This window comes from Streptomyces fagopyri (genome assembly GCF_009498275.1).
Taxonomy (GTDB): Bacteria; Actinomycetota; Actinomycetes; order Streptomycetales; family Streptomycetaceae; genus Streptomyces; species Streptomyces fagopyri.
Genome location: NZ_CP045643.1, coordinates 719,836 through 734,634 on the forward strand (window position 1 = coordinate 719,836; position 14,799 = coordinate 734,634).

Annotated in this window: 13 protein-coding genes; 5 read left to right on the plus strand and 8 right to left on the minus strand. The window is 70.8% G+C overall.

Annotation, left to right across the window (positions count from 1 at the left end; genetic code table 11):
* The first annotated feature begins 15 nt into the window (after positions 1–15).
* A complete protein-coding gene (locus GFH48_RS03020; RefSeq protein WP_153286746.1) occupies positions 16–675 on the plus strand; it encodes a TetR/AcrR family transcriptional regulator in 660 nt (219 codons plus the stop codon).
* An 83-nt stretch (positions 676–758) separates the two neighbouring features.
* Here the strand turns inward: GFH48_RS03020 and GFH48_RS03025 are convergent, their stop codons facing one another.
* Positions 759–1,238, minus strand: coding sequence for a winged helix-turn-helix transcriptional regulator (locus GFH48_RS03025; RefSeq protein WP_228121262.1), 480 nt, complete (start codon positions 1,236–1,238; stop codon positions 759–761).
* A 39-nt stretch (positions 1,239–1,277) separates the two neighbouring features.
* Between GFH48_RS03025 and GFH48_RS03030 the strand changes: the two genes are divergently transcribed.
* Complete coding sequence (locus tag GFH48_RS03030) at positions 1,278–1,844, plus strand: enoyl-CoA hydratase/isomerase family protein (RefSeq protein ID WP_194280477.1); 567 nt, start codon at positions 1,278–1,280, stop codon at positions 1,842–1,844.
* A gap of 152 nt (positions 1,845–1,996) precedes the next feature.
* Here GFH48_RS03030 and GFH48_RS03035 read toward each other — a convergent pair whose 3' ends face one another.
* Positions 1,997–3,424 (minus strand): chitinase, encoded by a 1,428-nt coding sequence (locus tag GFH48_RS03035; RefSeq protein ID WP_228120323.1) that lies wholly within the window; start codon positions 3,422–3,424, stop codon positions 1,997–1,999.
* A gap of 1,140 nt (positions 3,425–4,564) precedes the next feature.
* Here GFH48_RS03035 and rph point away from each other — a divergent pair.
* Positions 4,565–7,162 carry a rifamycin-inactivating phosphotransferase gene (gene rph / locus GFH48_RS03040; RefSeq protein WP_153292694.1) on the plus strand — a complete coding sequence of 866 codons (2,598 nt, stop codon included), beginning with the start codon at positions 4,565–4,567 and terminating at the stop codon, positions 7,160–7,162.
* Positions 7,163–7,261: 99 nt separating this feature from the next.
* Here rph and GFH48_RS03045 read toward each other — a convergent pair whose 3' ends face one another.
* The 3 genes from GFH48_RS03045 to GFH48_RS03055 form a co-directional block, all read right to left on the minus strand.
* Positions 7,262–7,801: an EF-hand domain-containing protein gene (locus tag GFH48_RS03045; RefSeq protein WP_153286749.1), complete on the minus strand. Its 540-nt coding sequence runs from the start codon at positions 7,799–7,801 to the stop codon at positions 7,262–7,264.
* A 225-nt stretch (positions 7,802–8,026) separates the two neighbouring features.
* A complete protein-coding gene (locus GFH48_RS03050; protein ID WP_153286750.1) occupies positions 8,027–8,398 on the minus strand; it encodes an ArsR/SmtB family transcription factor in 372 nt (123 codons plus the stop codon).
* Positions 8,395–8,841 carry an SRPBCC domain-containing protein gene (locus tag GFH48_RS03055; protein ID WP_153286751.1) on the minus strand — a complete coding sequence of 149 codons (447 nt, stop codon included), beginning with the start codon at positions 8,839–8,841 and terminating at the stop codon, positions 8,395–8,397. Before GFH48_RS03055 ends, GFH48_RS03050 begins: the two co-directional genes overlap by 4 nt.
* A gap of 226 nt (positions 8,842–9,067) precedes the next feature.
* Between GFH48_RS03055 and GFH48_RS03060 the strand changes: the two genes are divergently transcribed.
* Positions 9,068–9,307, plus strand: a complete 240-nt coding sequence (locus GFH48_RS03060) for a hypothetical protein (RefSeq protein ID WP_168533035.1) — start codon at positions 9,068–9,070, stop codon at positions 9,305–9,307.
* The gene (locus GFH48_RS03065) at positions 9,307–9,690 is read left to right on the plus strand and encodes a toxin Doc (protein WP_153286752.1); all 384 of its coding nucleotides are present in this window, start codon (positions 9,307–9,309) and stop codon (positions 9,688–9,690) included. The genes GFH48_RS03060 and GFH48_RS03065 overlap by 1 nt, the downstream gene beginning before the upstream one ends.
* A 55-nt stretch (positions 9,691–9,745) precedes the next feature.
* Here the strand turns inward: GFH48_RS03065 and GFH48_RS03070 are convergent, their stop codons facing one another.
* The 3 genes from GFH48_RS03070 to GFH48_RS03080 form a co-directional block, all read right to left on the minus strand.
* Positions 9,746–10,462: a tetratricopeptide repeat protein gene (locus GFH48_RS03070; RefSeq protein WP_153286753.1), complete on the minus strand. Its 717-nt coding sequence runs from the start codon at positions 10,460–10,462 to the stop codon at positions 9,746–9,748.
* Positions 10,463–10,645: 183 nt separating this feature from the next.
* Entirely contained in the window at positions 10,646–11,845 is a 1,200-nt protein-coding gene (locus GFH48_RS03075) for a PP2C family protein-serine/threonine phosphatase (RefSeq protein WP_153286754.1), read from the minus strand.
* Positions 11,846–12,026: 181 nt separating this feature from the next.
* A complete protein-coding gene (locus GFH48_RS03080; RefSeq protein WP_153286755.1) occupies positions 12,027–14,576 on the minus strand; it encodes a SpoIIE family protein phosphatase in 2,550 nt (849 codons plus the stop codon).
* Between the last annotated feature and the right edge of the window lie 223 nt (positions 14,577–14,799).

The window sequence follows — 14,799 nt, forward strand, 5'->3', positions numbered from 1 at the left end:
GGTAGATTTCAGCCCATGCCCACCGCCCAGACTCCGCCCGCCCGCCCCCGCCGCGTCCGCGATCCGGAGCTGCACCGCCGCGCCATCCTCGACGCCGCGGCCCGGGCCTTCGCCGAGCGCGGCTACAACCGGGCCACGCTGAGAGACATCGCCCAGCGCGCCGGGGTCACCCACGGGCTGGTGCTGCGCCACTTCGGCAGCAAGGAGAACCTGTTCCTCGCCGCGGTTCCCGGCACCCGCTCCATCGAAGAACTGGCCGAGGACTCCGGCGAACCCCTCGCCGCCCGCATCGCCCAGGAGTTCGTCCGCCGCCTGGAGAACCCCGAGAGCACCGACACCTTCGTCGCGCTCATGCGCAGTGCGACGGACGACGAACACGCCGCGGCGAAGCTGTACATCGCCATGCAGCAACGCACCGACGAGACCTACCGCCGGCTGCTCGGCGCGCACGCGCTGGAGCACCGGGTGCCGTTCCTGGCCGCGCTGCTCGTCGGCGTCACCTTCAGCCGGTACGTCATCCGGGCCGGCGCGCTCGCGGAGATGAGCACGGAACGCTTCACGGAGGACCTCACCGCCTCCGTCGACGCGCTGCTGCGCGAGAGGCCGCCGGCCGGACGCCCCGCACCGCTCGGCGACCACCGGCGGGAATCCGGCGACGACCCGACCGCCGGCTGACGTTCAGCGGGATCGGATCACCACTCCGCCACACCCGGCCGCACCGGGGGGCGAGTCCGCGACGGTACGGAATCGAGCGTCCCCTACGCCCCTGCCTGCCGACGGCGTGGCGTGTCGACCGGCGTCGCGGACTCGATGGGGTCCGACGCCCGTGACTGGACTATGAGGATGTCGTCGGCGAACAGTTCCCGGCCGTCCTCCGCGGTGAGGGTGACCGGCAGGGGCTGCCTGCCGGTGCGGGCGTCGACGACCCGGTTGACGAGCTCGTCGTCGTCGAAGAGATGCCTCTGGCCCCACTGGCGCAGTGCCGCCAGGACGGTGTGGAAGTCCCTGCCCTTCTCGGTCAGGACGTACTCGTGCGAGTTGCCGAGTTCCGAGTCGTGGATCTCGAAGATCCCGGCGGCCACGAGCTTCTGGAGGCGCGCGCTGAGGACGTTGGTCGCGAGGCCGATGTGCTTGCTGAAGTCCGTGAAGCGCGTGACACCGTGCATCGCGTCACGCAGGATCTGCAGAGTCCAGGTGTCGCCGACTTCGTGCAGAGACCTGTCGATGGGATCCCCCAGTACACGGCGGCTGCCGCGAGGTCCGGTGGTCCGGACGACGTGAGTCTCGGCGCCCTGTTCCGCCCTCTCAGCGAGGCACGTCCCGTCACGATCGCGCTGCTCGAAGGCCGGGCTCGCGGCGCCGGCGCCGAGTTCCTGTACGCGTGCGACATGCGGTTCGCTTCCCTCGAACGCGCCGTCATCGGCCAGCCCGAGGTGGGGACCGGGGTCTTCACCGGCGCGGGCGCCGTCCAGCATCTCGTGCGACTCGCCGGCCGCGGTCAGGCCATGCAGATGATCCTGAGCTCGGAGGACGTCGACGCACGGGAGGCCGAACGCATCGGCGTGGTCAACAAGGCCGTCACGGACGGGGAGTTGACCTCTCATGTGGAGCGGCTCGCGGAGCGCATCGCCGGATTCCCCGAAGCGGCCGTACGACTCGCCAAGCGCCGCATCAACGCGGCCGGCCTCGCGCCCAGGGAGGACGTCCACGTCGACGGCAGCCTGTTCCAGGTCCTGGCGGGCGACAGCGCCGTCGCCGCCCGGATGGGCGCCCTGATGCGGCGCGGGTTCCAGGAGCGGTCCCACACCGAGTACGAACTCGGCACGGTCATCGGTGAACTCTGAGAACACCGAGCCCCGAACCGGCGGGCATCCGTCACGGCCCGTGCCGGCGGGCCCCGCCGCGGGCCGCCGGGAACGGACGGCCGCCCCGGTCCTCACGCGCCACCGCCCGGCGCACACGCGGTGCACCGGGCGGTGTCGGGCCTGTCCCCCCGTCAGGCCGGCAGGTGGAACTGCTGGTTGGTGCCGCCGGCGCAGGTCCAGATCTGCAGCCGGGCCCCGTTGGCCGTCGACTTGTCGGTGACGTCGAGGCACTTGCCGGACACCGGGTTCACCAGGATGTCGCCGCTGCCGCGCTGCCAGACCTGCGCGCCGGTGCCGTTGCAGTCGTACAGCTGAACCTTGGTCCCGTTGGCGGTACCCGCCGCGGTGAGGTCCATGCACTTACCGAGGCTGCGGATGGTGTTGTCCGATCCCACGGTCCACTGCTGGGCGGCGGTCCCGTTGCAGTCGTACAGCTGGACGGCGGTGCCGTTGGCGCTGCTCGCCGAGGCGACGTCCACGCACTTGCCGCCGAGGCCCGTGATCTGGCCGGTGGAGCCGGTGGGCGGCGGCGGAGTGGTACCGCCGGTCAAGGTGTTGAAGGTGCTGGAGAACTGCCAGGCGCTCTGCGGGGTGCCACTGCAGGTGTCGGAGAGCTGCCCGTTGGTGGCACACGCCTTGTCGCGGCCGAGCGCCCAGAAGGCGAGCTCCTGGATGCCCTTGGACTTGGCGAAGTTGGTGAGCGTGGTGGCGTTGCCGGTGGTGAAGATCTCGCTGACGTCGTCATTGACGCCGATCATCGGGGTGTTGCCCTCCATCGCCCACAGCTGCGCGTCGGACTTCTCCGGCCAGATGGCGCCGAGCTGGGAGCGCAGGGCGGTGGCGGCGTCGGTGGCCGCCTTGCCCATGTCCCGCGTTCCGTCGTAGTAGTCCATCGTCATGATGTTGACGAGGTTGACGTTGAGACCGTTGCTCTTGGCGTTGGACAGCAGTTTCGTCGCGTCGCCGTCCAGGCCGGACGACGTGGCAGGCACGGTGTACTGGACGTCCAGTTTGCGGCCCGCGGCGGCGTACTCCTGCTGGAGCTGGGCGAGTGCCTTGTTCCGCCGGTCGTTGGCCGCGGTGTCGGCGATCGCGCTTCCCTCGATGTCGAAGTCGACGCGGGTGAGGTTGAGGGTGTCGATGACCTTCTTGTACTGAGCCTTGAGCGAGGTCACGTTCGTACAGGCCAGTGCCTCTTCGGTGCCGGAGGCTCCGCCGAAGGAGGCGATGACGTCGCCGCCCGCGCCCCGCAGGGAGTTGATCGCGGAGGTCCAGCCGGCGTCGGTGACGGGGGTGTCTCCGTTGAACATGGCGTTGCAGCCGCCGCCGTCGATGACGAAAGCGAGCGTGAAGTACTTCAGGCCCGTCGCGTTGCGGACGCTGGTCATGGCCGAGGGCGAGTTCCATGTCTCGGCGTACGGCGCGGCGTAGTGGGCGGGGAAGCCGGGGCCGGGGTTGGCGGCGGCGCTCGCGGAGCCGCCTGCGGCGACGACGGCGGTGGCGGCCATCGCGAGGACGGCCGGAGCGGTGGCGAGGGCCCTGACGGCGGATCTGATCACAAGACGGCTCCTGTCATGAGCGCGGGGGCGCGATGATGCGGGGGGGTGCCGTGAGTGGAGCAGCGGGGACGGAACGGCAGTTCATGTCGCTGACATCGATTCCGCCACATGAACACCCGATGAGCGATGACGGTATGGACTAGACCAGCTTCGCGTCAATACCCTTGAATCCGGGAAGAGTTCGGACGAGCGTGGCGACCGCCGCTGCCGGCTCCGGCCCGCACGTCGCGGGACGGGGCCCGCACATACCGCCGGTCCGGGACAGGTACCGGACCACCCGGACAGCGGCTGGACCATGCCTCCTCGACCGTCCGATCAGTTGGACGGCCGTGCGTGTCCGATGGGTGATCACCGATGCGGCGTGGAAGCGGATCGCGCCGCGGACGCGTGCGGCGTGGAAGCGGATCGCGCCGTTGCTGCCCGTGGCTCGGATGCGGTCCGTGCGGCGGGCCGGCCGGGCGACGGTCCGCACGGTGCGGCGCGGGACCGTTCGCTCGGGTGCCGGCCGATCCGGGCACGGCGACCGTCGAGCGGCCGACGGACGAGCTTCGCCCCGGCATCCGCGCGGCGCGAGAGACCCCGGGAGAGGGTGGCACGCTCGACGCCCGTTCGGGCCCGGCCGGCGAGAGAGACCTTCGGGCTCCGCGATCGCGTCGCCGGTCCGGTGGGACATCCGCCGGTGCCGGCGCCCCGTACCCGCACTCGTACGCGGCGCGCCGCCCTTCGCGAGAAGCCGGTCGGTTCCCCTGAGCGGCCGATAAGAAAGGGCAAGGAGCACTCGCTCTCCTTGCCACTCTCAAGATATAGCGCGCCGGGGGGCTTGCCGCAAGGCCCCGGTCACGGCGCAGAATCGTCGGCCGATGCCACAACCAGCGGAAACGGGAGCACGACGTGCGTGTGCTGTCGTCGACGCACGGGGGACGCCGTGACGTCGGGCCAGTGGTCGGACCGGCAGTGCGGTTGCGGGGCCCGGCGCGGAGACGCGGGGCCCCGGCCGGGCGGAGTGGCCGGCCGATTCGTCAGAGGGAAGGCAACCAGGATGAGGACGTGCTCGACAAGTGGTTCGACGGAGTGGGAGGCGCCGGTGACGCGATCGGCCACCATGGTGGAACGGAGCACGGCTGCCTCGGAGGTTTCGCAGTGATCGAGCAGTACGTGTTGGATCTTCAAGAGGTCGACGAGACGCAGGTCGCGGTCGTCGGCGGCAAGGGCGCGCACCTGGGCGCCCTGTCGCGGATCGAGGGCATCCGCGTGCCCGGGGGCTTCTGCGTGACGACGGACGCCTTCCGGCTGGTCATGGCGCAGGCGCCGTCCATCGGCGACCGACTCGACGAGTTGTCGCGCGTGCACCCGGACGACCGGGAGGCGATCCGCACCCTCAGTGCGCGGATTCGCCGGACCGTCGAAGGGATCGCCGTCCCGGACGATCTCGCGGCGGCGATCACCGACGCGCTCGCGCGGCTCGGCGAGGGAGCCGCCTGCGCCGTCCGATCCAGCGCGACGGCGGAGGATCTGCCGACGGCCTCCTTCGCCGGCCAGCAGGACACGTACCTGAACGTCGTGGGGCCGGCGGCGGTCCTCCGGCACGTCAGCCGCTGCTGGGCCTCGCTGTTCACCGAGCGGGCCGTGACCTACCGCCGGCGGAACGGCGTCGACGATCGTACGGTCCACATGGCCGTGGTCGTGCAGCGGATGGTCTTCCCGCACGCGGCCGGCGTCCTGTTCACGGCCGACCCCGTCACGGGCAACCGGAAGGTCGCCACCGTGGACGCCGGCTTCGGCCTCGGCGAGGCCCCGGTCTCCGGCCTGGTGAACCCGGACGTCTTCACCGTGCGACACGGCGAAGTCGTCACCAGGGCGATCGCCGCCAAACGGCGTGCCGTTCAGGCCCTGCCGGCCGGCGGTACGCGGGAAGTGGCGATCGACCCGCGGCGACAGGAGCAGCCGGCGCTGACGGACGCGCAGGCCGTTCGGCTCGTGCGGCTCGGACGGCGGATCGAAGCGCACTTCGGCCGTCCGCAGGACATCGAGTGGTGCCTGGTCGACGACGGCTTCCACATCGTTCAGAGCCGGCCCATCACGACCCTGTTCCCCGTCCCCGAGGCCGGCGACCAGGAGAACCACGTCTATGTCTCCGTCGGTCATCAGCAGATGATGACCGACCCCATGAAGCCGCTCGGGCTCTCCGTGTGGCAGCTGACGGCCATGGTCCCGATGCACGCGGCCGGCGGGCGGCTGTTCGTCGACGTGACCCCTCGCCTGGCCTCGCCCGCGACCCGCGCGGCTCTCCTGGACGTCATGGGGAGGGGCGATCCGCTGGTCAGGGACGCGCTGGAGACCGTCCTGGACCGCGGTGACTTCGTTCCGTCTCTTCCGGACACGGGCCCCGGGGCTCCGCCGGCCGGCGGGGCCCCGGCCCCGATCGAGACCGATCCGGCCATCGTCACCGAGCTGATCGAGCGCAGCGAGGTGTCCGTCGCCGCCTTGGAGCGCGACATCCGGACGAAGACCGGACCGGCGCTCTTCGACTTCCTGCTGGATGCCTTCGAGGAGCACAGACGAGTCCTCGGTGATCCACTGAACTTTCAGGCGATCATGGCGGGGATGGAGGCCACGTGGTGGCTCAACGACAAGCTGTGGGAGTGGCTGGGCGAGAAGAACGCGGCTGACACGCTGACGCTGTCCGCCCCCGGCAACATCACGTCGGAGATGGGACTGGAGCTGCTCGACATCGCGGACGTGATCCGCCCGCATCCGGAGGTGGTGTCGTTCCTGCAAGGCGTCGAGGACGAGGGCTTCCTGGACGAGCTGGCGAAGCTCCCGGGCGGGACCGGAGCGCGCGACGCCCTGGAGACCTATCTCGACCGGTACGGCATGCGCTGCGTCGCCGAGATCGACATCACGAGGCCCCGTTGGCGCGAGCGCCCCACCACGCTCGTGCCCGTGATCCTGGACAACGTCAGGAACTTCGGACCGGGCGCCGCCGAACGGCGCTTCGAGCAGGGGCGGCAGAAGGCGCGGGAGAAGGAACAGGATGTGCTGTCGCGCTTGCGGTCCCTGCCGGACGGGGACCGGAAGGCCGACGAGGCCAAGCGGATGATCGACCGGGTCCGTACCTTCATCGGGTACCGGGAGTACCCGAAGTACGGCATCGTCAGCCGCTACTTCGTCTACAAGCGGGCCCTGCTGGAGGAGGCCGGGCGCCTGGTGCGGGCCGGCGTGCTTCCTGAGAAGGAGGACATCTTCTACCTCACGTTCCAGGAACTCCACGACGTCGCGCGTTCGCACCAGGTGGACGGCCGGCTCGTCCGGCGGCGCAAGGAGGCGTTCCGGTCGTACCACGCGCTCACACCGCCGCGGGTGCTCACCTCGGACGGTGAGGCCCTCTCCGGGGCGTACCGGCGCGACGACGTGCCGGCCGGCGCCCTGGTCGGCCTACCGGTTTCCGCCGGGACCGTCGAGGGACGGGCCCGCGTCATCCTGGACATGGCGGAGGCCGATCTCGAAGCGGGCGACATCCTGGTCACGACGTTCACGGACCCCAGCTGGTCGCCGCTGTTCGTCGCGGTCGCGGGCCTGGTGACGGAGGTGGGCGGCCTGATGACGCATGGCGCGGTGATCGCCCGGGAGTACGGTTTGCCGGCCGTCGTGGGCGTGGAGGGAGCCACCCGGCTGATCCGGGACGGTCAGCGGATCCGCGTGCACGGGACCGACGGGTACGTCGAGATCCTGTCGTGACCGACCGCACCGGGAAGCCCTGTCCGTGGCTCCGGCCGGACGGCGACCGGCCCACGACCGCCGCCCGCGTCTGTCGGACAGCGCCCCTCGGGGCAGCCCTCAGCCGGGGAACCGGCCGCAGAGCCAGTTGCCCGGCTCCGTCGGGTCGTCGCTGGTCCAGAACTGGTGCCAGAGAGACGCGAAGTCCTCGCGGCCGAGGTGGCCGTCGCCGTTCGGGTCGAGCAGCTCGAAGACACCGGTCATGTCCACGGGCTGCCCGTTCCAGGTCTCCACGAGCCTGCGGTGTTCCTCCGGGGAGATACGGCCGTCACCGTTGGCGTCCACGGCGTCGAACACCGTGTCGGCGGTCGCGGCGACGGCCTCGGCCATGGTGGGCAACCGGTCGACGAGGGTGAGCAGTTCGCCCAAGTCGACCGTGCCGTCCCCGTTGGCGTCGCCGGCCTCCAGGAGCGCGTCCCACCAGGCCATCAGCAACGTCTCGACCCGTGCGCGGAGTTGTGTCCCCGGCCCCACCGCGGGGAGCCGGCTCCAGCGGGCGACGAGCGCAGTGAAGTCGTCCTCGCGCAGGTAGCCGTCACCGTCCGCGTCGAACGCGGCGAACATCCCCTTGAGCTTGCGCTCCTGAAACGTGCTGGCCACGAGCGGCCTCCCTCGACGCCGAACCGAACCACGAACCGCAGAGCGCGACTGCCGGACGCGTGCCGTCCCGTTCGCGGTCGCCACGAGCAGCGTAGGCCGGGACGGGCCTCCGGCCCCACGGGCACATCTGGGCGAACGGTCACCCGTCGGGCGGGGTGACCGTCCGGGCCGCGGCCCACTCCACACGCGTTCCGGCCTCGCGGCAGAACGTGGTCGCCGCCCTCCTCACTCCCCTTCTCCCTCCTCCGCCCGCTCTCGCTCCGCCGCCTCGGCGAGGTGCTTGATGGTGGCCAGTCGCCGGTCCCAGTCGGCCGCGAGCGCCGCCATCCAGCGGGCCGTGGAGTTCAGTGCCGCGGGCCGCACCGCGTAGCGCACCTCGCGTCCGACCCGGCCGCCGGTGACCAGTCCGGCGGCGTCCAGGACGGACAGATGCTTGACCACCGCCTGCCGTGAGACGGGAAGCCCTTCGGCGAGCGTCGTCGCGGTGGCCTCGCCCCGCGCGGCGAGCAGTTCGAGGAGGTGGCGTCGCGTCGGGTCGGCGAGCGCGACCAGGACGCTGTCGACGACCTCGGCGGCGCCAGGACGTTCTTCCGTCACGTGGAGGGCTGTTCGGCACGCGTCTTGAGCGCGCCGAGTTCCAGGGGCCAGCCTTCGCCGTGGTCCTTCAGGTTCTGACCGCGCAGTTCCTCCGACCCCGCCAGCTCCGCGAACCCGCTCTCCACGACACGCAGCCGTGTGCCGTCGCCCTCCTGACTCAACGTGAACTCCACGAGGGTGCTGTTGTCCTCGCGCAGTTCCTCCCCGGGGAACGCGCTGGTCCAGCGGTACGCCAGGTACGTCGGCGGCTCGACCTTCTCCACACGTACCGGGAAGTCGCCGTGTTCGGCGTTCTTCGCGATCATCGACGCCCCCTCTTCGGCCACGGTGCCGGGAAGGCTCGCCTTGTCGGCCACCCAGAACCCGGGTTGGGCCACCAGCGCCCAGACCCGCTCCAGGGGTGCCGCGATCAGGGTCTCGCGTTCGATGCGGTCCTCGCTCATGAGATGACTCCGTCCATGCAGACCATTGGGTGCAACTCCAGGGTTGCACATCAGCCCCTCAGGAGCAACCTGGAGGTTGCACCCGAAGATGCCGTTCAGAGATGCGATTCCGAGTGCCGTTCGGGGGCGCCGTTCACAGGGGGCCGCCGACACCCCGGACGACCCGGAGCTCCGGACTTCCACCCCGGCCTGGCTTCGCAGGTACCTGATAGGTACCATGCTTGCCATGCCATCACTGAATGTGACGTTCACGGACGAGGAAATGGAAGGTGTGCGCGCGGCCGCCTCGGCGGAGGGCAAGAGCCTGAAGCAGTACATGCACGATCTCGGCGTCCGCGAGATGCACCGCAAGCGGTTCGTCGCCGGAGCCACCTCGTGGGCGGACAAGCTGCACGCCGAGTTCGACGAGGCGTTCCCCGACGAGGTCCCACCCTCGCAGCGTGGCGACGGGGTCGCCGCGGCCTGATGAGCGAGATCCTGTACATCGATGTCTCCTGGCTCCTGGACGTCCAGGAGGCCGCCCTCGGAACCGACGACGTGTCGGTCACCGACTACTCGGCGCTGGTCGCGGCCGTCGCGCGGCACAAGACACGCATGCCGACCCTCCAGACGTCCAATCCCGACACGGCGTGGCGCGCGGCAGCGCTCCTGCACACCGTCGTGCGGCTCGAGCCGCTGCCCCACCGCAACAGCCTCTTCGCCGCGTTCGTCGCCGCCCAGTACATGGACCAGTCCGGGGAGGGCATCGATCCCCCCTACGGGAGCCTGTCCGACCTGATCAGAAAGGTCCGGGAGACCCGCCTGCCGATCTACGCCGTCGCGGACGTCCTGCGGTCCTGGAGGATCTGACGCCGTCCCTACCGAGGTCCGCGGTCCACACCTTCGCTCCCCGAACCGGTGGAGCTCAGTAGAAGTCGTCTCGCTGATGCGGGGGATTGACGCTGTCGCGACGCTGCCGCAACAAGCCCGCCGCGCTGTTCGCCGATATCTCCCGCAGGTGCGCCTGACTCTGCAGCATCATCATCGACCCCAGCGAGTGACGCACGGTCATCGGGTTGTCCACGCAGGCCTGGTACAGCGCGGCGGCGCGCTGGGCGTCCTGGTAGAGGGTGCGGTAGACCTCGGCGGCACGGTACTGGCCGTAGGGGTGGTTGCGTGCGGCGGCCGCCAGGAAGTACTCCAGGGCGTGCTCCGCGGGGGTGCGGGCGACGGGCAGCAGCCGCTCCAGGTAGAGGTCGCCCAGCGCCAGCATCGCCTCGGGTTCGCCCAGTTCGGCCGAGGAGCGGTACCAGCGGGCCGCCTCGTCGAACGACTGGGGCACACCCGCCTGGGGGCAGCCCTGGTGGTACAGCGAGGCGAGGTAGTAGGCCGCCCGCGGTGAACCGGTGCTCTGCCGCAGCCGTGGCAGCGCGCTCGCGTAATGCCCCCGCACGTAGTCGATGTGCCCCAGGAGCTCGACGGCGGCGCCGTGACCGTTGGCCGCCGCGGTTTCCAGGAAGGCGGTGGCCGCGTCGCGGTGCTCCGCGCTGTCCCAGCAGTGCAGGCCGATCCGGTAGTACTCCTCGGCGCTGGTCGGCTCGTGTCCGTCCACGGTGAAGTTGGTCCCCTGCCACTGCACCACGTCGCTGCCTCTCTCGTCCTGACCTGCCTCGGCGGGCGCCTACCGCCATTGTGCCGCAGCCTCGCAAGGCCACCGGGCCGGTGGCGGCGGCAATCGGCCATGGCCCCCGCCCCCGCCCCGCCCCTACTGGGACTACGGCCAGTGCCGCGGCTGTGGCCACGGCGCGGGTGGCGCTCGTCCGTGTCAGAGCCGGACGACGACCACGACCGTGTCGTCGGTGGCCGCGCTCAGCGTGGTCAGCTCCTCCGCCAGGTCCTCGGCGTCGTCCTTGTGGTGGCGGGCGAGGTGGTCGGCGAGGCGCTGGAGACCCTCGTCGATGTCCTCGCGGCGCCGCTCGATCAGCCCGTCGCTGTAGAGGACGAGTGCGGCGCCGTCGGCGTAGCCGGTCGTGGCCTGCGGACGGGGCCGGTGCACGGGGCCGGCCCCCAGCGGGGGATCCGTTGCCCGGTCCAGGAACTGCACCGTGCCGTCCGGGTGGGCCAGGGCCGGCGGCGGGTGACCGGCACTGCTGTAGGTGATGCGGTGGCCGTCCTCGTCGATGACGGTCTGCACGGCGGTGCTGGCGAGAGCGCCGTCGACGGAACGCGTGTACATGTCGAGCCCGTCGAGTGCGGTGGCGGGCCCCTCGACGACGCGGATGGCCGCGCTCAGGGCACTGCGCAGCTGGCCCATGATCCCGGCCGCCGCCAGCCCGTGTCCCACGACATCACCGACCGCGACGGCGGCGGCCCCGTCGGCGAGCTGTGTCACCTCGTACCAGTCTCCGCAGACATTGAGGGTGTCCTCGGCGGGCCGGTAACGCACCGCCGCCTGAAGGTGGTCGAGGCACTCGGGCGCGGGCAGCATCGCGTCCTGAAGCGCGAGGGCGACCTGCCGTTCGCGCGCGTTGGCCTGCCGCAGCCGTTCGTTGACCTGCTGCAACTCGCGTGATCGCGCGTACAGCTCGAACTGCGTCCGCAGGCGCCGCTTGTCGGATTCCGGACCGCACGCGCGCACGACCTCGGTGATCTCTTCCAGACGGTGCACGACGAGCACGACGTTTCCGTCGGAGTCGAGGACGGGGGCGTTGATCGGGCTCCAGTAACGCTCTTCGAACACCCCGGGCCGCCCCGGCTCCTCCACGTCGTGGCGCATCGGGCCCGCGACGTCCTGGACGCGGGTCTCCAGAACCCGTCGAAGCGACGCGTGGAGATCGTCCGGACCCTCCGGGTCCTTGGGGAAGGCGTCGAACACGAACCGGTCGACGAGTTGCTGTCGTGGCCGCCCGACCAGGTCCTGGTAGGACGTGTTCGCGTCCACGATGACAAGATCGGGCGTGAGCACCAGCATCGCGCTGGGTGACGCGTCGAAGATGCCCTGGTAATCGATCTCCGGATCCTTCACGGCGCATCCCACACACAGGGGCAGTGGTTCAGGTTTTCGGTTTCTCTGCTTCATGTTAGGCGTTCGGCCACCGAACCACGAGCGGCCGCGCAGGGCCGCGAACGGCCACGAGCGGCCACGAACGCGGGCCTTCGCCGTGATCGTGGCCGCTCGATGTGACCGGTCACGGAACGCTCCCCGGTCATTCCTGTCGGTCGACACGTGTGCCGGACACCCGCGACGGCGAGGCGGGCACCGGTTGCTCCCCCGGTACGGGCGCCCCGCCACGCACCGGTACGTGTGAGGGCGGTGAGGCCAGGTCCTCCTCGGCCCAGACCACCTTGCCGCCCGCCACCGAGCGGGAACCCCATCTGCGCGACAACTGGGCGACCAGGAGGAGGCCGCGGCCGTTCTCGTCGGCGGAGCCCGTACGGCGCAGACGCGGGGAACAGACGCTCGCATCGGTCACTTCGCAGGTCAGGACCTGGTGCTGGATCAGACGCAGACCGACCGGGCCGGTGGCGTGGCGAACGGCGTTGGTGACCAGTTCGCTGACGATCAGCTTCGTCGAGTCCTCCAGACGTTCCAGGCCCCATGCGGTCAGCTGACGGGCCGCCAGGTGCCGTGCGCTGCGGACGGAACTCTGGTCACAGGGCAGGGTCCAGGAGGCGACCCGGGTCGGGCTGAGCGAGCGGGTCCTGACGAGGAGCAGGGTGACGTCGTCCGACGGGGCCTGCCCGGGCAGGGTTTCCGTCGCGCGGGCGCAGAGATCCTCCAGGGACTGACCCTGCTGGGAGAGGGCGGCGCCGAGGTGCCCGATCCCCACGTCGATGTCCTGGTCGCGGGTCTCGACCAGGCCGTCCGTGTACAGCGCGAGGAGACTCCCCTCGGGCAGTTCCACCTCCACGGACTCGAAGGGGACGCCCAGCCCGGTACCGAGGGGGGTTCCACTGGGAAGGTCGGGGAAGGTGACCGTGCCCCGCGGGTCGATGATCACCGGCGGGGGATGCCCGGCCCGTGCCATGGCGCACCGGCGGGTCACCGGGTCGTAGACGGCGTAGAGGCAGGTGGCACCCACCACCGCGGGCGGCTGGTCCGAGGCGTCGGCGTCCTCCTCGGCCAGTCGCTGGACCGTGTCGTCGAGGTGGGTCAGCAGTTCGCCGGGCGGCAGCTCCATATCGGCGAGCGTGTGGACGGCGGTGCGCAGACGGCCCATGTTCGCGGCCGCGTTGATGCCGTGTCCGACGACGTCGCCGACGACGAGGGCCACCCGGGCGCCGGACAAGGGGATCACATCGAACCAGTCGCCCCCGACACCGTTCTCCATGTCCGCGGGCAGATAGCGCGAGGCCGTCTCGACCGCCGTGCCACCCCTCAACCGGTGGGGAAGCAGGGTGCGTTGGAGCGCGAGTGCCGCGGTGTGCTCGCGGGCGTACTGGCGCGCGTTGTCCAGTGACAGCGCGGCGCGGCCGACGAGTTCCTCGGCCAGGAGCAGATCGACCTCCTGGAACGGCCCGGGGTCCTCGGTCCGGATGAACAGCACCACCCCCAGCAGGGCGTGCCGTGCGCGGATGGGCACCACCATCAGGGAGTGCATACCGTTCTCGTGGATCTTCCGCGCCCGTGCGGGGTCCTCGTCGACCCACGTGCCCGGCGTGCTGTCCAGGAACGGTTCCAGATGGGACCTGCCGGTGCGCAGGACATCCATGAAGGGTGAGGCGGGCCGCACCACGACCGGTTCACCGCGCGCCCAGGGGGATTCCGGCACCCCCTGGTGGATCGAGGCCAGTCCGGCACGCCGGAAGACGAGGCGTTCGCCCGACGAGCCGATGTGCACCGGCGGTCCTTCACCGAAGGGGACCGACTGCTCCAGGTCGACGGCGACGTAGTCGGCCAGCAGCGGTACGGCGATGTCGGCCAGTTCCTGGCTGGTCCGCATCACGTCCAGGGTGTGGCCGAGGCGCGTACCGGCCTCGCCGAGGATGGTGAGGCGCTCGCGCGAGCGGCGGCTCTCGGTGACGTCGATGCTGATGACGCACACGCCCAGCACCTGGGCGTCGGCGTCCTGGAGACAGAAGACCGAAACCGCGAACGAGTGCTGTTCCCCGCCCGGATCCGCCGGCAGGCTCAGCCGGTACTCCCGGACCCTGGTGGTTCCGGTCCTCAGTACCTCCCGCATCATCGCCTCGAGCGCTTCGGCCTGGGCGCCGGGCAGCACCTCGGTGAACCGACGTCCGAGCCGCCGGTCGCGGGAGATGCCGTCGTGGCGCTCCATCGTGTCGTCCACCCAGGTGCACCGCAGTCCCGGGTCACGCACGACGACACCGATCGGGGTGTGGGCGAGAAGCGACTCCCGCACGGACTCGCTCATCGCGCCCCAGGACAGTCTGCCGATGTCGGTCAGGGACACGAGCCACCGGACCGCTCCGTCCAGCCCTCGCAACATCGAGATCCTCAGGCTGACGTCGATCACACCGCCGTCCTGGTGACACACCGCCGTACTCCCCGACCAGCCGTTCCGGGCACGGCACCGTTCGGCGAACGCCGAGGTCGCCGGCGCCGTCCCGGAGGACGGCAGTACGAGCGCCGCGGACCGTCCCACCACGTCACCGGCGGAGTACCCGAGCAGCCGCTCCGCGGCCCGCGTCCATCCCACCACCGTCCCCTGGTCGTCGAGCATCGCGATCGCCGAGTCCGACCTCTCGATCGCGCTCGCGTGTTCCCCTTGCGTCACCGTGTCAGTGCTGGTCATCGCCCTGGTCCTCCGCTGGCCGTGGGGGCGGTACGGATGCGAGAGGCCGACGTGTCCACGCCGGACACGGCCTCGGCCACGACAAGCGGCCGGGCGGAACCACTCGCGCTCCATCTCCGCACTCGGATCCGGTCGCGGTCGGAGTCGTGCGACCGACCCGACCGCGCCTTTCAGGCAATTGACCGGAAGATGAGGCGGTCTGTGACAAGAGGTGTGGAACGGC

Excerpts from the sequence above, each read along its gene's own strand:
- GFH48_RS03020 (WP_153286746.1), top strand. The coding sequence starts at position 16 with ATGCCCACCGCCCAGACTCCGCCCGCCCGCCCCCGCCGCGTCCGCGAT.
- GFH48_RS03055 (WP_153286751.1), bottom strand. The coding sequence starts at position 8,841 with ATGAGCGAGGACCGCATCGAACGCGAGACCCTGATCGCGGCACCCCTG.
- GFH48_RS03060 (WP_168533035.1), top strand. The coding sequence starts at position 9,068 with ATGCCATCACTGAATGTGACGTTCACGGACGAGGAAATGGAAGGTGTG.
- GFH48_RS03065 (WP_153286752.1), top strand. The coding sequence starts at position 9,307 with ATGAGCGAGATCCTGTACATCGATGTCTCCTGGCTCCTGGACGTCCAG.
- GFH48_RS03080 (WP_153286755.1), bottom strand. The coding sequence starts at position 14,576 with ATGACCAGCACTGACACGGTGACGCAAGGGGAACACGCGAGCGCGATC.